Source organism: Eisenbergiella massiliensis (assembly GCF_003435485.1).
The window spans coordinates 273,694-293,529 of the sequence record NZ_QVLV01000001.1 but is presented as its reverse complement, the minus strand read 5'-3'; the positions used below and the strand labels follow the sequence as shown (position 1 = coordinate 293,529).

Annotated in this window: 16 protein-coding genes; 2 read left to right on the top strand and 14 right to left on the bottom strand. The window is 44.4% G+C overall.

The annotated features are described in order from the left end of the window. Nucleotides 1-248: 248 nt before the first annotated feature. The 11 genes from DXC51_RS01225 to DXC51_RS01170 all read right to left on the bottom strand — a co-directional run bounded on the left by DXC51_RS01225 (nt 249) and on the right by DXC51_RS01170 (nt 15,416). Nucleotides 249-3,542: a UvrD-helicase domain-containing protein gene (locus DXC51_RS01225; protein ID WP_025488132.1), complete on the bottom strand. Its 3,294-nt coding sequence runs from the start codon at nt 3,540-3,542 to the stop codon at nt 249-251. A gap of 97 nt (nt 3,543-3,639) precedes the next feature. Beyond that, nucleotides 3,640-4,731: an AI-2E family transporter gene (locus tag DXC51_RS01220; RefSeq protein ID WP_162162438.1), complete on the bottom strand. Its 1,092-nt coding sequence runs from the start codon at nt 4,729-4,731 to the stop codon at nt 3,640-3,642. 114 nt (nt 4,732-4,845) lie between these two features. Then, on the bottom strand, nt 4,846-6,585 hold the full coding sequence (locus DXC51_RS01215; RefSeq protein WP_025488130.1) for an O-antigen ligase family protein: 1,740 nt from the start codon (nt 6,583-6,585) through the stop codon (nt 4,846-4,848). Then, on the bottom strand, nt 6,567-7,403 hold the full coding sequence (locus tag DXC51_RS29865) for an RluA family pseudouridine synthase (protein WP_025488129.1): 837 nt from the start codon (nt 7,401-7,403) through the stop codon (nt 6,567-6,569). The genes DXC51_RS01215 and DXC51_RS29865 overlap by 19 nt, the downstream gene beginning before the upstream one ends. 182 nt (nt 7,404-7,585) lie before the next feature. Then, nucleotides 7,586-8,593 carry a glycoside hydrolase family 130 protein gene (locus DXC51_RS01200; protein WP_025488128.1) on the bottom strand — a complete coding sequence of 336 codons (1,008 nt, stop codon included), beginning with the start codon at nt 8,591-8,593 and terminating at the stop codon, nt 7,586-7,588. A gap of 36 nt (nt 8,594-8,629) precedes the next feature. Then, the gene (locus tag DXC51_RS01195) at nt 8,630-9,568 is read right to left on the bottom strand and encodes a family 43 glycosylhydrolase (protein ID WP_278336966.1); all 939 of its coding nucleotides are present in this window, start codon (nt 9,566-9,568) and stop codon (nt 8,630-8,632) included. A 110-nt stretch (nt 9,569-9,678) separates the two neighbouring features. Further along, nucleotides 9,679-10,701: a family 43 glycosylhydrolase gene (locus DXC51_RS01190; protein ID WP_025488127.1), complete on the bottom strand. Its 1,023-nt coding sequence runs from the start codon at nt 10,699-10,701 to the stop codon at nt 9,679-9,681. A 14-nt stretch (nt 10,702-10,715) separates the two neighbouring features. Continuing rightward, nucleotides 10,716-11,735, bottom strand: coding sequence for a family 43 glycosylhydrolase (locus tag DXC51_RS01185; RefSeq protein WP_025488126.1), 1,020 nt, complete (start codon nt 11,733-11,735; stop codon nt 10,716-10,718). Nucleotides 11,736-11,769: 34 nt separating this feature from the next. Further along, complete coding sequence (locus tag DXC51_RS01180; RefSeq protein ID WP_021634218.1) at nt 11,770-12,657, bottom strand: carbohydrate ABC transporter permease; 888 nt, start codon at nt 12,655-12,657, stop codon at nt 11,770-11,772. An 11-nt stretch (nt 12,658-12,668) separates the two neighbouring features. Beyond that, nucleotides 12,669-13,598 carry an ABC transporter permease gene (locus tag DXC51_RS01175; RefSeq protein WP_117530817.1) on the bottom strand — a complete coding sequence of 310 codons (930 nt, stop codon included), beginning with the start codon at nt 13,596-13,598 and terminating at the stop codon, nt 12,669-12,671. 132 nt (nt 13,599-13,730) lie between these two features. Next, on the bottom strand, nt 13,731-15,416 hold the full coding sequence (locus DXC51_RS01170; protein ID WP_025488125.1) for an extracellular solute-binding protein: 1,686 nt from the start codon (nt 15,414-15,416) through the stop codon (nt 13,731-13,733). Between the two features lie 477 nt (nt 15,417-15,893). Between DXC51_RS01170 and DXC51_RS01165 the strand changes: the two genes are divergently transcribed. Then, nucleotides 15,894-16,796 carry an AraC family transcriptional regulator gene (locus DXC51_RS01165; protein ID WP_025488124.1) on the top strand — a complete coding sequence of 301 codons (903 nt, stop codon included), beginning with the start codon at nt 15,894-15,896 and terminating at the stop codon, nt 16,794-16,796. 158 nt (nt 16,797-16,954) lie between these two features. Here DXC51_RS01165 and DXC51_RS01160 read toward each other — a convergent pair whose 3' ends face one another. The 3 genes from DXC51_RS01160 to DXC51_RS01150 are packed head-to-tail and all read right to left on the bottom strand — an operon-like array spanning nt 16,955 to nt 19,247. After that, entirely contained in the window at nt 16,955-17,077 is a 123-nt protein-coding gene (locus DXC51_RS01160; RefSeq protein ID WP_081745224.1) for a GrpB family protein, read from the bottom strand. Nucleotides 17,078-17,080: 3 nt separating this feature from the next. Then, nucleotides 17,081-17,770: a response regulator transcription factor gene (locus DXC51_RS01155; protein WP_021634223.1), complete on the bottom strand. Its 690-nt coding sequence runs from the start codon at nt 17,768-17,770 to the stop codon at nt 17,081-17,083. Then, a complete protein-coding gene (locus tag DXC51_RS01150) occupies nt 17,763-19,247 on the bottom strand; it encodes a sensor histidine kinase (protein WP_102287306.1) in 1,485 nt (494 codons plus the stop codon). Before DXC51_RS01150 ends, DXC51_RS01155 begins: the two co-directional genes overlap by 8 nt. A 175-nt stretch (nt 19,248-19,422) precedes the next feature. Here DXC51_RS01150 and DXC51_RS01145 point away from each other — a divergent pair, with 175 nt between their 5' ends. Further along, nucleotides 19,423-19,824 carry a Fur family transcriptional regulator gene (locus DXC51_RS01145; RefSeq protein WP_025488122.1) on the top strand — a complete coding sequence of 134 codons (402 nt, stop codon included), beginning with the start codon at nt 19,423-19,425 and terminating at the stop codon, nt 19,822-19,824. Nucleotides 19,825-19,836: the final 12 nt, after the last annotated feature.

Sequence of the window (19,836 nt, the reverse complement as noted above, 5' to 3'; positions counted from 1 at the left end):
TACTGCCTCCCGGATTCGAAACATACTGTTTTATGGTCCGCTTCAATAGCGTTACATCAGCTGCTTTTTTTCATGTGTTAACCTGATTATAAAACCATATGTGTTACACTAAGCGTTACATTGCAATAAAAATAGCTGGTTTCGTAACTTTTTTAAAAATTACAATACCAGCAGTCAAAACAAAAATATGCTATACAAAAAACCGTCCGGGCATTCATTCATACCCGGACGGCAACTTATCCTATAATCTATACCATAAAATCAAACAAGCTTAATTGCACCGCTTCCTCAACAGGCTTCTCTTTCTTCGCCTGCTCCCTCTGCGAAAACTTCTCGGGGATTTCCCCAAGAAACATGGAAGGTTCCCCGGAAAAGGTGAGTATTAATTCCTCCCTGGCCCGCGTCATGCCAACATAAAGAAGCCTTCTTTCCTCCTGCACATCACCCGAAGCCGTCCCCAGCTCCAGCGGTAACAACCCTTTTCGGATCCCATAAATAAACACGGCGGGAAATTCCAGCCCCTTTGAGCCATGCAGGGTCATAAGTGTAACGGCGTCCGCCGGGAACCTGCGGCTTCCGCTTCTCCTGATGTCACCCTCAGCGCCTAAGGAAAGTGTTTCCAGGAAATGCTCCATCTCAGGATATAGAACCGCAGCGTTCACAAGCTTCTCCATTTCGCCGCTTTCCTCCAGCTTTCTGTCCTTTATCCAGTTTTCCAGAAGCTTTTCCGTCCTGTCCTTATGTATTCTCCTTTTATATTTGGAAATAAGAAGCGTCAGCTGTTCCTCTGCCGTCTTTTCCTCCGGCGGCCAGAGAAGCCTGAGACACAACTGCCCCGCAGCCTCATCCTCCGGGTGAAGGACATATTGGAAAAAGTAAAGCGTACCCCGGACATTTTTTTCAAGCAGGAAATCCTCCCTGCCTGCAACCACGTAAGGGATGCCCTCCTGCCGAAGGCATTTTTCCAGAAGCTGCGCCTGTCTGTGCGTGCGGTAAAGCACTGCGATATCGGAAAAACTGCGCACCCTTCTTTGCTCACCGCTATGATTTTCCTCCACATCCAGCATATCTATTCCGCCAATCAGGCGGTTAATTTCCTTTGCCGTAAAAATAGCTTCTCCCATCTCCCCGGAGGCCTCCACCACACGGACCAGAGCGTCCTCCTTTGCCAAAGCATGCATCCTTCTTTTTTCCCCGTCATTATGAGAAATAAGGGACAACGCACTCTCCAGAACCGCCGGCGCGGATCGGTAGTTTTCCTCAAGCCTTACCGTATGTATCTGCGGATAGTCCGCCTCCAGCCTGGAAAAACAGCCGGCATCCGATCCACGGAAGCCATATATGGACTGATCCGGATCCCCGATTACAAAAAGCTCTCTGCCGTTCCGATTCCAGGCCTTAAGCAGCTCATACTGCACCGGGTTAATATCCTGGAATTCATCCACCAGCAGATACTGAAACTGCTTCTCTGCCTCTGCGCCTGGATTTTCCCGGAATAGCTGCAGCGTTTCCAGTAAAAGGTCATCGTAATCCAACACCTTCTCCCCGGCAAGCAGTTCCTGATAATAGGCGGCTGCCTCCGCAGTGACCTGCGCCCCGGATGCGTGGCTCCCTTCCTGCACCACTCGGCTTTCTTCCTGCACCGCCGGACTCTCTCCCTGCGCCGCGCTGCATTTCCTGTTGGAAATTTCCCGCAGGAACCGGGAAGGGGAAAGCTTCAAAGCGTACCTGGCGATGGCTTTTTCCGCCAGTTCCTCCTGCAGTCCTTCGTCCGCCACCATAAATTCCAGACCTGACGAAGTCAGGAACCGGCTGCAGATTCCATGAAAGGTACCGATATTCATTTCGCAGGCCGCCCTTTTCCCGCCGGACAGCCGTTCCAGACGGCTGCGCATTTCCTCCGCCGCCTTATTCGTAAAAGTCACCGCCGTAATGGAGGCAGCTGCAATCCCTCTTTCCTTCAGAAGATAGGATATCCGCGAGATCAATGTCTTTGTTTTACCCGAACCTGGACCTGCAATAACGGCAGTTACCCGATCCAGGGCGCGCACCGCCTCTTCCTGACCAAGATTTAGCTTCGCCTCCTCATACAATCCGGAACTATTTTCTTTTGCATTCCCTTCCCGGGAATTGCTTATTCCGGCGCCGTGTTCCTCATCATTTTTTTCTTCAGTAACAGACGTTCCCCCTTCAGGCCGGGCCGCTCTTAACACCTCCGTCTGTCTGTGGCTACGAATTTTTTCCGGAGAATCTTCGTTTCCCATGCCCTCTTCGATAAAAAAACTGAGCTGTCCCTCCAGACTGCTGATTTCCGAAGGTGTAAGAAGGCTGATAGTGCCGTATTCGCCGTCAAAGCCCGGCGTACGGTCAACCCGGCCTTCCCTCAGCCGTTTTATTCCCTCTGCAATCGGCGCCCCCGCAGCTGCCTTGATATCTTCCTCCGGAATGATACGGAGGATGTCGAATTCGGCCCCCAACTTTCCCAAAAGCTTCTCATATTGTTCCAGCACCTTTTTAGAGGAAGCCGATTTTCCGGTGGATGCGGCAATTACCTCCGGCAGGGGAACCAGGCTCTCAAAAGGCCTGGCCTGAGGTAATACAAATCCCTCCTCCCGGTCTGCCAGCTGTTCCACCCTGTGCAGCACGCCAATGGTCAGCTTCTTGCCGCACACCGGACATATATTTCCATAGGAAAGCGCCTCCGCCGGGCTGATACAGAGACTGCATTTCCTGTGGCCGTCAAAGTGGTATTTCCCTTCCTCCGGGAAAAATTCAATGGTTCCCTGAAGGCCGTTTCCTGTGGTTATGGCATCCGCAAACCCGGAGAAGGACAGCGGAATCTCAAAAAGATTGGCTTCCCGTCCAAGCTTTGCCGGGGAATGTGCATCCGAATTGGATATGAGCTGATAGGAATCCAGGGCGGAAATCCTCCAGTTCATGGGCGGATCAGAGGAAAGCCCGGTTTCCAGCGCATGGATATAGGGCGTCATATCCTCATAACAATCCTCAATGGCATCAAACCCGGAAAACGCACCGAACATGGAAAAATGCGGTGTCCAGATATGGGCGGGAACATATAAGGCCTCCGGAGAGGTTTCCAGCATGATTTCCAGCAAATCCCTGCAATCCAGCCCCAGAATCGGCCGGCCGTCGGAATGGATATTCCCGATCAGCTCCAACCTGCGGGCAAGCCTGTCCGCATCCTCCAGACCGGGCAAAAGCAGAAGGCTGTGAACCTTCCTCACCTTATCCTTTTTCTTATATATGGAACTGATTTCCCCGGTCACCACAAAACGCGGCCTGCGATCATCCGGAGCCGCTGCGTCATGGATCCGGTACTCATCCTTCAGCGTGTACAGACCATCCTCCGCCGGCTCCAGCTTTTCCTTCAGCTCCTCCCGCCATGCCGGATGGGTGAAATCGCCGGTCCCCACAATATCGATTCCCTTTTTCCTGGCCCATAAATCCAGGTATTCCGGCGTACAATCCCTGCTTGTAGCCCTGGAATAGCGCGAATGAATATGCAAATCCCCTATATACATAGTTTTTCCTCTTCTGAAAATTTCTGCATGCAGAACCAAAGCGTTAAAAATAAAAAACAACATAGGTTCCGAACCGTTATGAAAGCATCATAAAATATTATAGCTTTTCCTCTCCGCCTCCGCAAGGACACTCCTTCTCTCTGCCCATGAAATACCGCCATAATTCCAGCAGGATTACCATGGCAAGCGGCCCCTTGATAATTCCGGAAACACCGAACAGCTTCACGCCGGCATATACGGAAAGAAGCATAAAGATCGGATAAATCCCTGTTTTTTCGCCCATCAGCTTAGGCTCCAGGAATTCCCTCGCCCCCATGCATGCCACATAAACAACCACGCACAGCACTGCCGCGCCAATACGGCCGTTTACCAACTGCCAGAATGCCGTAGGCATCAGTACGATTCCGGTCCCGATAAAGGGCAGGGCATCCAGGATTCCGGCCAGTATGCCAAGCGTCAGCCCATGGCCGATCCTTCCCAGCCAAAGCCCCAGACAGCATATCACCATAATCACCAGAAGAATGACAGCCTGCGCTTTCAGGTACACCCCCACCAGGCGGATAATCCGCTCCGCAATGCCAAAAGCCTTTTCCACCGCCTCCGCGCCTTCTCCTCCGTCCTGCAGCCTTTCCACCATCCCGTCATAGTCCTTGCAGAGCAGAATCGAAGCAATGAAGCTGACTCCAAGAAATGCCGCGCAGGAAATTATTTTTTTCAGATACCACCAGGATTCCTTCACCATGTTCGGGACAAACTGTACCTGGAGGTTCTCTATAAATATGTCCACTTTTTCCAGGACCGCCTTCTCCACCTTAACTGCATCCACACCAAAATGCTCCTGGGCAAACAGACAGCAGTCCCCGAAAAAACACCTTATCTGCACACACATACTGTCCCAGTTATCCGCCAGTACCTTTGCCTGCCCAAAGCCGCCCTGCAATGCCGCCCAGACAATAACAGCCAGCAATGCGGCAGCGGCAGCCAGAATTCCCGCAAGCAGAATTTCCTTTTTTATATGTGTCTTCCCCTGCAGCCTGTTCAGCCATGGATTGCAGAGGTAAACAATACAGAAAGACAGCAGAAAGGGCGTAATGAGCGGAAATAAATAACGGAAGCCAAGAAATACTCCCAAACCGGCTCCCGCGGCAAAAATCAGTTTTTTCGGACCTTTTTCCAACAATTTCCCCATACCCATATCACCTGTTTTCCTCAAAATTTTCACGTGATTAGTATAAGGATTTCACTCAAATCTATCCTGCTTCAGAATCAATTTGAAGCTGCCAGTTTCAACCACCGGATTTTTTTACTTTTCCAGCCGCCTTAAGGCGCTTTCCGCCAGTCCCATGATGATAAAAAGAAACGGCGTACAGCATACCTGCTGATAACAGAAAAAATTAGATCCCGCATAGGCCAGGATACAAAGCATTCCCGCAAGAATCAGTGGACTTTTCCGTGATGCACGGTAAAAACGCGCCACTCCCATACAAAGCATGGCAATAAAAGCCAGAAGCCCTGCAATTCCAATGCAAATGAGCAAATTTAAAAATTCATTATGCGCATTGGTAAGGATATTGGGTTTCCAGTATTGATACAATTTATCCGCATACTCCGGTATACTGTAGCTATAGGGCATAAAACAGTCCGGCCCCACGCCGAAAAGCTTTTTCCCGAAGGGAAGGGCCGCAAACAGCCCGGCCGCAGTTTTCCATATGAACCCTCTGTCGCTTCCCCATTTATTATCAAACAGAAGATACTGGTTATTCAGGGTAATCCCAAACCATTCCTGCAAAAATCCGTTTGTATTAAAATAAATCAAAATAACCGCCAGCACAATTCCCGCCGCGGCCATGAAAATACAAACCAGGCGCAGCCGGCTTCCCCATTTTTTCCAGCTTTCTTTTAACCGTGCTTCACCCCTTTTTTCCTCCAGCTGCAGCAGCGCAATATAGCAGGCCGCAGCAACCAACAGAACCAGCCAGGAAATCCATCCTTGGGAAAGTGACATGGATAATGTCCCCAGCTCCAGCGCCTTATCCGCAAACCCCCATTGCAGTAAGCCAATCGCTTTAAAGGACGCGGCGCCCAAAATAATTACCTCAAGAAACCTCTCCATCTTATGGGGACTGCCGCAGGCCACGGCAAACAGCCCCAGAAACAGCAAAAACATGGACGAAAATGCACTGTCACTGTTCTGCGTTACCAGGGTCATGAAGCCCAATACGCAGTAAATCCCCGAAATCACCCTGATTTTCCTGCTCTCTGCGGCAAAAAAGATACAAAGCCCAACTGCAAAAACCGTACATACATAACTGGAATACCAGGTAGCCTGCCCAATCGTGGACAGAAACCATATATGGTAGGAGCTGTCAATCCCTTTATACATTCCCAACGGATCAATGAGGAATCTGTGCAGAATCCCCAACAGAAAAGTGATTCCTGATCCCAGAAAAAAGCCGCAGAAAATCAGTTTCCCGCCTATCCCCGTGGTCCATGAAAAACCCGGCCCTTGTGCCCCTTTTTTCCAGGGAAACAGACGGGAAATCAGAAAATAGGAGGTTCCCATAAGCAGCTGGGTACGCAGCCCCATATTCCAGCCTCCCACGCCTTCCCATGCCTCCGAAGGAAAATCACTCAGTAAATAGGAAACTGCCGAAGCCGCCATATACAGCAAGACTCCTGCATCCAACGCAGAAATCTCCCCTTTTACTACACGCAGCCTGCTTTTCCCCAGGTTCCACAATAGTACAAGCGTCGCCAGCACTGCTGCCGGAACGAGAATCATTGTTGATACCCCTGAAAAAAAGGAATACTTATAAGCGCCTATTTCATGGTATTTATCCCCAAAGTACAACGGAAATACCGCCAGCATAAGAAACATCCAGCAGCCGGTAAGAAATTGCGCAAAATCCCTGATATTAGCTATCACCCAGCCCGCATCCCTGCTTTCCCGCCCGCTGCCGCTGCCGTCACCGCCAGCCCCTATGTGGTCTTTGGACTCTGCTCCATCGCTTATATTTTGTCCCGTCAATTGTTTTTGATCCATGGAAGCTCCTCCAACTGAAAATCCATCCTTTTTCCGGTTGCCGGATGATAAAAACTTAAAGAAAAGGCACAGAGACATATATTCCCATACCCTTTTTCTGCGGAATACTCCCTGCTTTCTTCCGTCCCATACCTGGCATCTCCCAAAAGCGGCAGCCCGGCGTTGGCAAACTGAACACGTATCTGATGGTGACGTCCGGTGAGAAGCCGTATCCTGACAAGCGCCTGCCTGTCCTTTTTCTCTACCACCTCATACAATAGCTCCGCTCTCCTGGCGCCTTTTATATCTGCCTTCACCACTCTTGATGTATTTTGTCCGACATCCCGGAGAAGATAATCAACGAGTTTTATTTCTTTCCTCCGTATCTCATTCCGTTCCTCATCCAGACCCGGTTCCTGTACTGATTCTTGTATCTGATGTATCTGCTCTGTAGCTGTTCCATCTCTTTTCGTTCCGGTATAAACAAGGGCCATGTACCCCTTTTCCATAGAAGGTATTGCTTCTTTTCCCGGCTTTTGATTTCCGTTCTTTTTTTGTTTACCCGTCTGGTTTTTCCCGCCCTGCGGCGCTTCCCCATGAGCCGCCGCCTGCTGGCTGAGCTTAGCCGCAGCCTGGGGCGTTTTCGCAAAAACCAGGATGCCGGATACCGGCTGATCCAGCCGGTGAACCAGTCCCAGATAGGGATTCCTGCCTCCCAGATAATTTTTCAGTTCGCTGACCATGTCCGGTTCCCCGATCCTGCCGCTCTGCACCGCAAGCCCCGGCGGCTTGAAGCATACAAGTATATGTTGGTCTTCTGCCAGTATTTTTGATTTCAATTGGTGAGATTTCCTTTCCGATTGGTTTATGGGGAATATTATAGCACGGAAAAAAGGACATGGCAGCGTATCTTTGAAAGAAAATGTTTGTTCTTTAGTTTTAAAGACCTGAATAAAAAAATCTCATGCCAAATTTTGTCTTTGACATGAGATTTTACTTTTTTCTATTTACTTATAGTACTTTAATAAAGAGTATTTATTTCAGAACAACATGTACCATCACCCCTTCTTGGTTCTCTTTCTTCCCCATAATCAGGAAAATCAAAATCAAATCCTTTATGTACAAGAAATCCCATCTCCTCCAGGGTATGGTTAAAACCATTATACCATCCCAGATATCCATCTTCTTGTTTAAGAACGCTTACCTTACAAACACCAGCACAATCCCATTCACCTTCGCATTCCCCAAATACAGGATTATCAGGGTGGCGCTGCCAGCCAGTGATCCCATCCCGGGAACGCGCCATACCATTTGCTGCGCGCATGTCCGAATCACTGCCAAGATAAGTCATATAATACCAGTCATCCTGTTTCCATACATAGCAGGCAGATACCTTATACATTTCCCAATGGATATTTGGATCCGGCTTAAATACAGGATTGTTAGGATGTTTATTCCAATTAATCCCATCCTCACTTTCTGCATACCCAATAGCATCTGCCTCCGCTTTAGGTGTTGCTCCACCGGAATACCACATTTTATATTTATTTTCTTCTTCCTCCCAAATAACATGCGGACACCATATCATTTCGCGTTCCCATGGCTGCGTACATACCATTACCGGCTTTCCATACTTATGCCAGTGAATTCCATCTTCACTGGTAGCATAACCTATTACGCTCGTGGAATGGCGGCCACACCATTTGTGACCTGTATACCACATATGATAAATTCCGTCCTTATGTATTATGGTCGGCCTGCTTACCTCCGAGCATTCCCATTCAGATTCTTCATCATAGGTCAGAACCACCTTGGGAAGTGTCCAATTTCTCCCATCTGTGCTTTCCGCATATACAATGCATGTTACCGGTCTCCAGGAATACCACATTTTATAGATGCCATCTTCATAAATAACATAATTGTCAAAAACCGTACCCATGGCTCCGCCAAAAACCGGTTCATTTCCCACTCTTTCCCAACCGGCCATTACACCACACGGAATAGGCTTATACTGATTCGGATTATGCATAACTTCCTCCATTCTTTTTGTACCAATTTACCTCGATTAATACTTTGCTATGTTATCATGATAATAGTAATTTACACTTCCCAAACCTTCTCCAAAGCCCCTTTCATCTCTACCGGGTGCTCCTTCTTCCGGGAATCCCAGGTCAAAACCATCGTGCCATGCAATTCCAATTGCCTGCCCTTCTCTCATTCCCCCAGTATACCACATCTGATATCCATTCTTTTCTTTCACAATGCTGACCTTTCGTGTTCCAAGCCAATCCCAGTTTCCATCCTTTCCGGCGGAAATCGGATTACTTGGGTGTCTTTCCCAATCATGGATTCCATCCTTTGATCTGGCTAATCCTGCACCCGCAATCAAATCCCCATCCATTCCCAGATAAAACATATAATACCAACCATCCTCTTTTATTATATAAGGTGCCGATACCTTTCCCATTTCCCAATAATGTGTGCTATCCGGTGTGAAAATTGGATTCTTGGAAAATTTCTCCCACTTTACACCATCCAAACTTTCTGCATATCCTATTGCATCCGGTTCATGCTGTCTTCCTGCACAGTACCACATGCGGAACTTTTTATTTTCTTCATCCCACATGACATGTGGATGGGCAACCGCGATTTTTTCCCAGGCAGAAGAAGGCTCCATCACCGGGCTATTCCTTCGTCTCCATACGATACCATCTTCACTTATTGCATAACCGATACAGCTTTTTGGAGCATTAATTTCCGTAGGATACATCATACCTGTGTACCACATATGATACATTCCATCTTTTTTTAAAATCGTAGGTCTGCATACCTCATGTCCTTCCCAAACCGATCCCTTAACCGCAGTGAGAACTACCTGAACATTATCCCAACGTACTCCATCCTTGCTTTCCGTATATGCAATAACTCTTCCCTTTCTCCAGGAAAACCACATACGGTAAAATCCATTTTCCTTAATAACAAAAGGATCATTTACAGTTCCCATTCCCGGGCCGAGAACAGGCTTCGTGCCTATTACCTCCCATCCACCAGTACATCCCCGGGGCTTATATTTGTATCCGCAATAATCCATTACATCCTCCTCTGATCACATGTTTAATCTCTTAACAATGCAAATCTGTTATAATAATAGTTGAACTTTCCCTTTCTGCAAGGATTTTCGCCTCTCTCTGATACATATTTATTTCCTACATCAGGGAACAGGGAAAATCCCCGATGAAATGCCGTACCGATCTGTTCCCCACCCCCGTTAGAGGCATTGTACCATAACCGGAAGCCATTCTCCTCCTCAACAACGCTTACCTTACATATTCCTCCAAAATCCCATAAGTCATCATCTCCTGCAATTATCGGGTTGTCCGGATGCCTCTCCCAGAGTAGCCCATCCTTTGATCTGGCTAGGCCTACAGCAGATTTATAATCTCCATGGACCCCCATATAGAACATATAGTACCACCCATCCCATTTCATCACAAAGCAAGCCTCAACCTTGCTCATATCCCAGTAATTGTTCGGATCAGGCATAAAAACTGGATTTCCAGAATACCGTATCCAGTTGATTCCATCTGGACTTTCCGCATAACCGATTGCATCCGACTCATGCATATGTCCCGCGGAATACCACATTTTAAATATATTATCCTCATCATCCCAGAGCACATGAGGACACATAACACAGTAACGCTCCCAGTGTTCCTCTGGCACTAAAACAGGTTCTTCCCGACGCATCCAATTTACTCCATCTTCAGACACCGCATAGCCAATACAGCTTTTACTCATCTGATTCTCGCGCGCAAAAACCTGTCCTGTATACCACATATGATAAAGACCATCCTTAACAACAATCGTAGATCTGTTTACCTCATCTCCCTCCCATTCTGATCCTGGAATGGCAGTAAGCACCGCCCGTGGTAAATCCCAATGAATACCATCATCGCTTATAGTATGTGCAATCAGCCTTACATCCCTCCAGGAAAACCACATGCGGTATTTGTGCTCCTCTTTAATCACATGAATATCAAAGGTCGTGCCATATTCCGGACCTAAAACAGGATTTTCTATTGCCTTTACCCATCCGCCTGTTGTTCCAAGAGGAACCCATTTAACATTCTGCCCCATTTTTCCCTCTCTTCCTACCGACACCCTAAAAACAAGTCCCGGCACACAATTTTTTCATCCGGTATATCCCTTTCCCGGGCAGCTCCATCCTCCGGCCACAGCTGATATCCTTTATGTAAAGCTACACCTATCTCTTCCTTCACCTGTCCTTCTCCTTCGGATTGATTGCAGCCGTTATACCACATAAGAAATCCATCATCCGTTTTCAATACAAATGGCTTACAAACTCCCAAATAGTCCCAGCTGCCGTCTGTACCAGCAACTACCGGATTGTCTGGATGCCGTTCCCAACCCGTTATGCCATCTCTGGATCTGGCAATACCAATCGATGCCGTTCTGTCTGCACTGATTCCAAGATAAAACATATAAAAGTAATCCTGCTCACGAACAACACAGCATGCTTCTGTCTTCAGCGCCTCCCAGAATTTATTTTTGTCAGCCGTAAAAATAGGATTTTTATTATATTTGTTCCAGTGAATTCCATCTTCGCTTTCCGCATAGCCTATGCTATCGCATTCATATTGTTCCCCACCTGAATACCACATACGATAACTGTTTTTTTCCTCATCCCATATCACATGCGGACAGTACAGGCTGTTCTTTTCCCACGGTTCATCCGGATTCATAACCGATTCTCTTCGTACATCCCAATGAATACCATCATTACTTTCCGCATAACCCACAGCACTTGTTCCATAACAAAAATCTAAAGGACGCACCATTCCTATAAACCACATCCTGTACTTCCCGCCCCGGTAAAGCACACAAGGCCTGTTTACTTCATCTACAGCCCATGGGAGATTTATTTGTCTTGGCATTACCATCTGCGGAAGACTCCAGTCATAACCATCCGGACTATTCGCCACAGCAATTCCTTTAGCCGGTCTCCAGGAATACCACATTCGGTATCCTTCATTCTCCTTACGTACACAGCAGTCAAAGACAGTTCCTAATGCTCCTCCTATTACCGGAGAATCCTGTGATTTTATCCATCCACCTGCAGTACCACGTGGTATATACTTATATCTTCCCATAATCTCACCTGCTTTCCCGCCGATAATTTATAAATCAGCTTTTTACTGCTCCTATCATTACCCCTTGTACAAAATGTTTTTGAAAAAAGGGATAAATAACTGTAATCGGCAATGTTGTAATTACAATGGTTGAAAATTTCAATGCTTCAAAAAGATACTGCCTTTCAGCACCTGTACTGCCGCCAGTACTTGTGGTCGCCTGTTGGTTTGCCACAAGAATATCCCTCAGATACAGCTGAATGGGTTTTAATTCTCTGCTCTTTAAATAAATCATAGGATTAAAATATTCATTCCAGTGTCCGACCGCATAAAAAATAATCAATACTGAGATGATTGGCTTGGATACGGGAACAATAATCTTCCAAAGAATAGTAAAATCATTTGCCCCATCCAAGTGTGCTGACTCCGTCAATTCTTCAGGAAGAGACTCAAAAAAACTTCTTGCCACAATTAAATTATATGCACTAATAGCTGTTGGCACAATTAATGCCCAAGGCGTATCATATAAACCCAGTTTATTTACCACAATGTATGATGGGATAATCCCCCCGGATACAAACATGGTAACCGCAATAAATATTGAAATTTGATTACGCAGAAAAAACTTCCTAATCGAAAGTGCATATGCCGCCATTATAGTCAAAATCATATTAACAAGAGTTCCTACCACCGTATACCATATGGTATTGTAATATGCCATAAACACATCTTTCTGCTGAAGTAGTGTCTGATATGACGTTAATGAAAAATTTACCGGCCAGAGTATAACATCTCTTCTTATTACATTCAGTGGATTACTAAAAGAATTGGCTATAACATAAAGGAATGGATACAGCGTGATAAAAGCTGCGAGGATTATGATAATATAAATAAGAACAATACCAATAAGACCGCTTTCCTTAAGGCTTTTTTTACGTTTCATATCCAATCCTCCTAAAATAAAGATGTATCACTGAATCTCCTGCTCAAACCATTTGCAAGAATAATCAATACAAGACTGACGATACAGTTAAACAGCCCAATTGCTGTTCCATATGAAAAATCTGAATTCAGCAGGCCCACACGATAGACATAGGTGGAAATAACATCCGCTGTTTCATAGGTAGCTTCATTATACATAAGAATAATTTTTTCAAAACCGACACTCAGAAGCCAACCAATTCTCATAATTAGCAGTACAATAATAGTGGGGGCAATACAAGGTAAAGTAATGAAGAACATCTTCTTCCAACGTCCTGCCCCGTCAACAATGGCCGCTTCGTAAAGTTCCGGATTTACCCCTGAAATAGCCGCGAAATATATAATGGAATCCCATCCAAAATTCTGCCATATATTTGAGAAAACATACAGCCACCTGAAAATTTTCGCTTCTGAAAAGAAATTGATAGGATTTCCGCCCAGTGCCTGAATAGCTAGATTAACAATCCCATCCGTAGGAGATAGAAAAATTTTCATCATACCAACCACTACTACTACCGAAATAAAATGTGGCAGATAAGAAAAGGTCTGTACCGTCCTCTTCACCCAGTTTTTCTTTACTTCATTTAAGAGAAGCGCAAAAAGAATCGGAACCGGAAATCCCATAAGCAAGTCCATAAAACTTAATAGAAATGTGTTCCTTATTAAGCGGAAAGCATATGGACTTTCAAAAAACCTTTTAAAGTTTTCCAGTCCAATCCAACTGCTTCCAAGAATTCCCCGCCTAACATTATAGTCCTGGAATGCTACTATATTCCATACCATAGGTGCATAATGGAATATCAAAAAATATAGGACACAAGGAGCTACCATCAAAATAAGATATCTGTCTCTTTTAATTAACTTACCCACAGGAATTTTTTTTACTGTCTTATTTTTTGTCATACATTTCGCCTCACCCTGTTATCTATTGACATAGACAGGGAATACCGACCCATAGCTAAATTCTAGTTATTTTGCGGTATTCCCCGTGGTGCAGCACACAATGGTGCCGCAGCATTATCTACTTTCTGTCAGTTACTGCATCACTTCCTGTGTCCTGTCGTACCATGCCTGCTTTACAGCAACAACATCCTCGATTCCCATCTGTTTCAAAGTATCCACATAAGAATTCCATTCAGTTAAAGGTCTGTTTCCTGTAATAAATTTAACTACATTTTCTTTTACAAAGGTTTCAATATCCGGCCATTTCTCTGTATATATCTTATTTTCTTCTTCTGTACCGATTGCAATAGGGACTCTGTCCGACATAATATCCTTGAATTCATTATAAGCTTCATCAAAATATGAACCTACATACATGGCCTTGAAAGGTTCTCCGCTTTCATTTCCCACAAAGTTAGGCCACGCTCCTATTCCACGCATTACATCAATTGCGCTGCTGCCGCCGTTAGTAACCTTATCTGTAAATACCTTCTGTCCATTTTCTACAGTAAAGGTATCCCCTTCAAACCCCCAGTAACGCAATACGGCGGATTCTTCAGAAGCATATACCCAATCAAGCCATTGTACGGCCAGCTTCGGATTTTTGCAGTCAACAGTAACAGCATAATAGTCATGGAAGGACTGTCTCTTACTGATTGTCGGCTGATTATCTGCATATTTTTCATTTGTTAATGCAGGTATGAATACATAATGTCCGTCAGGATTTGTTTCTCTTACCAAATCATCCTTGCCAATTACGTTATCTGTTGATGATAATGTCTGTCCGCCAAGTCTGTCCTGAGAAATCAGGGAATCGGAATCTGAGCCATCGGTTGTAGTGCTTAAAAGCCCTTCCCCATACCACTGATTCAATGTGGTAAGACAATCCAAAAACTTTTCGTCCATCAGATCAAAGGCCACCACTCCATCATCTGACACTGACCAAATATCTGTATTATTAAACCCAAAGGCTTCCTTAAAGGTATACAAACCAAACATCTGATCATTCTGATAACCAAGAGGCACTTCATCCTTTTTACCATTTCCATTGGGATCCTGATCACGGAATGCAACAAGCACATCATGATATTCATCAATGGTGGAAGGCATAGCCAGCCCTAATTTATCCAGCCAATCCTGCCTGATAATATTCCACATAAGTACATAGTTGTTAATATCAAATTCCGCATGAGGCAGCCCATAGATATTTCCGTCCGGTGATGTCATCTGTGCTTCATAGATAGGCTGTTGCTGAAACAACTTCCATAGATTAGGTGTATCTGTTTCATTTATATATTCTTTTATATTTACCAATAAGCCCTGTGAGCTGTAATCTGCAAGTCCTGTTGTTCCGTTAGGGACTCTGATAATATCAGGAAGTTCACTGCCTGAAGCTAATCTAGTCTGTGCGACAGTATTATAGTCACCGCTGGCAACACATTCCCAGTTTACTTTAACACCTGTTATTTTTTCGATTTCATTTTCTACAGGAAGGCCATCGTCAGAATCATAGTATGCGGATGCATGCCAGTTCTGATAAGTTAAAATAGAAAGTGTTTCACTCCCCGGTTCACATAAAGGCAGTGAATATCCTCCTTGTGTTTCCTCTGATACTGATGCTTCCTCAGATATGACATTTTCAGTTCCGGATGCAGATTCCTGTTTAGTTTCAGCTGCAGGTTCCGAACCGGTTGCACCAGTCCCTGGCATACAGCCTGCTAAAGCACTTCCTGCCATTCCTGCTGCAAGTATAAATGCCAACAACTTCTTACCTCTCATAATTATCCTCCTTGCTTTCCTAAGTTTGGAAAATTCCTCTCCCATTTTTTTGGGTACCGTTAGTTTATTAAATTGTACATTCATAAATTGCCCTGACAGAAATTTATATATAGTAAAACACAATTACAATTGTTTATATGAGGTTTATTTTTGTACAAAATACTCATTTTATTTCTTCCACAAGCAATTTATTTATAACTATTATACAATTAGTTATACTTTTCCAAAATACACAAACGTTTTAATATGTATCAAAACGGTACTTCTTTTTAAAGGCATAAATTACTTACTTCACGCATTATTTCCATTTTATATTTCCTGTAATACTATTGAATTGTAGTAAATTCTGGACTATAATTGAAAAAAAAGATGGGATTGTACACTTATAAAATATGTATAAGTTTAAAATTCCTTTTTCCTTTTAGGTGTCTTTTAGTAACTTTTTGTATTATTAAGTATAGAAGAGGAGGGAAACAAATGGCGCCATGTCTGGCATATATGATAAATATCACTAATCCACTAATGTTTAACAGAACAGGTAAATTTGAGGCACTTTCTTCAAAGTGGACTCATAGTGTACAGACTACAGAGGATTACGAACTTATTGTCGAAACAAAGGGAAATCTCTATCTGCAATACCAGGATGTCAAATATACTGTTACCCCAGGACAATACCTGCTACTTCAGCCGCCATCTCCCAAGCCCAGTAATGAGAAAAGAATTAGGCGGGGTTATCGTGAGTCGGAATGCAGTTTTTACTGGCTTCATTTTTCATGCCAACGTGCTTTTCCTGTATCCGGACTGGTTCCCAATAAAATTGATGGAGGACGTAATGATATCCTCCTGCCAGTTCAAAAATCACTGCTTTATCCTGAAAGAGTCCTTCTTCTTATGAGGCAGTTACAGAATTGTGTCCGTTCCGGCTATGATACCCATTACACAGATTATATGACGACACTTATTATAAGTGAGATTTCCAATCAGCATGCGATCTCCTTAAGTGAAAAAGAAAAAGCTGCCTCTGAAAATATTCCGATTCAAAAGCAACTATACAACGACATTATTGATTTTATTAATTATTATATTAACGATAACCTGAAAGTAACAAACATTGCTGTTCATTTTGGTTATAATGAAAAGTACCTGTCACGCTATTTTAAAGAGGTATCCGGAATAAGCCTGAAGCAATATATACTTAATCAGAAAATAGAGAGGGCCAACTTTCTCTTAAGTGATACTAATATGACTGTTAGTGCAATAGCTGATTCTCTTGGCTTTTCAAATTATCACAATTTTATCCGAACATACAAAAATATAACATCCATGACTCCCTCGGAATACAGAAACACATATGCCAAAAGAATTATTAATCATGATTGAAGAAAAACCTTTATTGCAGGTTTCAATACCCACAATAAAGGTTTCTTTAATTATCCTCCCTGAGAATCCAAAATATGATAGATCCCCTTTATAAACGCTTCCTTTCCTTTCGTATAAGCAACCCTGTCTTCCGGGAAATCCGACGCCAATTTTTTCTTTTAATCCTCATACTGTTTGGCAGCTTCCGCATGTTCATTCAGATAATCCCTGAAGCCAACCAGCTGAAAAAATTCCTTTTCATTTTTTTCGTAGCAATGGATATGCCTCAGAGACAGTCCCACGGCTTACACCTTAAACCGATACCCGACACCCCAAATTGTTTCAATATACTGCGGGTTTGCAGTATCCGCCTCAATTTTCTCCCGGATTTTCTTAATATGCACCGTCACGGTTGCGATATCCCCGATAGAATCCATGTCCCAGATCTCCCGGAACAGCTCCTCCTTGGTAAATACATGGTTGGGGTTTTCCGCCAGGAAGGTAAGCAGATCGAATTCCTTTGTGGTAAATGCCTTCTCTTCCCCATTGATATATACACGTCTTGCTGTTTTATCTATGCGTATTCCACGGATTTCCACGATATCATTGGTCTTCTGCTGGGAGCTGACCAGCCTTGTGTAGCGGGCAAGATGGGCCTTCACTCTTGCAACAAGCTCACTGGGGCTGAAGGGCTTTGTCATATAGTCATCGGCTCCCAGGCCCAGGCCCCTGATTTTATCAATATCATCCTTCTTTGCGGATACCATGAGAATCGGTATGTTTTTTTCATCTCTTATCCGGCGGCAGATTTCAAAGCCGTCCATACCCGGAAGCATCAAATCCAGTATGATTAAATCATATTCTGAGGTCATGGCACGTTCCAGCCCCTTGTCTCCCTCATGTTCTATCTCCACCTGAAAGCCTGACAGCTCCAGATAATCCTTCTCCAAATCTGCAATTGCTTCTTCGTCTTCAATAATTAATATCTTATTCATTTTCCTCTGCCTCCCTGTATTTTCTGATTACAAAATGCAAACAGGTTCCTTCTCCTTCCTTACTGGTCGCCCAGATGTAACCGCCATGGTCCTCAATAATTTTCTTTACAATAGAAAGGCCGATACCGCTGCCGCCCATGGCGGAATTCCTGGAAGCATCCGTCCTGTAAAACCGTTCAAAAATACTTCCCAGATCCTTGGCAGCAATGCCTTTACCATTATCATCTATTTCCACCCGGATGGAGTCCACCTCATCCAGTATCCGTATGTTGATGATTCCCTTTGGCTTGTCGATATACTTGATGCTGTTTCCGATAATGTTGTTGATTACCTTCTTCAGCTGCTCCGGATCCGCAATAATCCGGGTGTCGGGATCCACCAGATTCGAATAATTCAGCTCTATATCCTTGGATTCCAGATCAAGCCCCACATCCTCCACACAATCCTGGAAAAATTCCGCCACATTGATGCGGTGAAAATTATAAGGGATTCTGTTGCTGTCTATACCCGAATAATAGGTCAGCTCATTAATCAGGCGGTTCATGTCATTGGCCTTGTTGTAGATAGTCTTAATGTAACGTTCCATCTTCTCAGGCGTATCCGCCACGCCATCCATTATTCCTTCCACATACCCCTTAATGGCCGTTATGGGCGTTTTCAGATCATGGGAAATATTGCTCACCAGCTCCCTGTTCTGCCGCTCATTCTGTATTTTTTCCTCGGTGGATTCCTTCAGCCGAAGCCGCATGTCCTCATAATTGCGGTACAGCTCGCCAATTTCATTGGTATCCTCCGATGTAAGGATATATTCGAAATTTCCTTCCGCAATATTCTGCATGGCCACGTTCAGCCTGTTAATAGGGGCAAAAACACTCTTATAAATCCACTGGGTAAGAACAACGCTTGTTACAATCAGAATAATTACAATCGCAAAGAACATATAGATAAGCAGTGTCTTGGAAATAACGCTGTTTACCCTGGTTATAATGAATACGCTGCCGTCTGAGCCATCGGAAAAGCGGAAATCAATCTGCTTTACCAGCTTTTGCATATCATTATAATAAAAACCGGAATTGGAATCCCTGCTTTCAAAACCATAAGCGGGAAGCCGGCTGAAAATTTTCTGTGTCGCAGTCTCATTGCCGGAATAATAAACCGTATTGTCCTTCCTCACCAGAATATAGGAAGACTTCTTGAAAGCATCCTCATTCACAGCCGCCAGAAAATCCTTATCCTCAAGCCTTGCAGGCTCCTCTTCGGCCGTTTCCTCCAGACTGTAAAAAATATCATCGGTTATTCCGCTGAAGGATGCGAGTGAATCGGACATGGTGCTGTAGTCCGTCGTCTCAAAACCGTATCTCAAATCGGAATTATGCACCATCACAGCGCCGATCGCCACAAAGGCAATCGCAGAAAGCACAAGGGGCAGCAGAATAACCGTTAAAAAGGTTATCACCAGCTTTGTCCTGAACTTCATTTCATATTTCACATCCTTCCCTGAGTATCCATTGTTATTCTACCATAAAAAGAAAACCTAATTATAAAAACGAAAAAATAAATTTCTAAAAAAATTATAAACATGTTGACAGAATTGAAAAGCTTTGCTATAGTAACAGTAACGATTATCGTTTTTAACAGAAAGGAGGCAGAAAATGACGCTGAAATACAGCCGTCAACGGGAAGCCATCAAAGATTTCCTGATGACAAGGAATGACCATCCGACGGCAGATGTAGTTTACAGCAATGTGAGAACAGAATTTCCCAACATCAGTCTTGGTACTGTTTACAGAAATCTTACGCTGTTGGCAGATCTTGGAGAAATAGCAAGATTACGCGTCGGCGACGGTGTGGATCATTTTGATGCAGACACCAGTCCTCATTATCATTTTGTCTGCAGCGACTGCGGAAGTGTAATTGATTTGGAAATGGATAGCATTGACAGCATCAATCAAACGGCCGCCAGAAATTTTGACGGACAGATAGCCGGCCATATCACTTATTTTTACGGCCTTTGTCCCCATTGTAAAGAGAAGAAGCTGAAAGCCCTTTCTTAAAAACCAGCCATC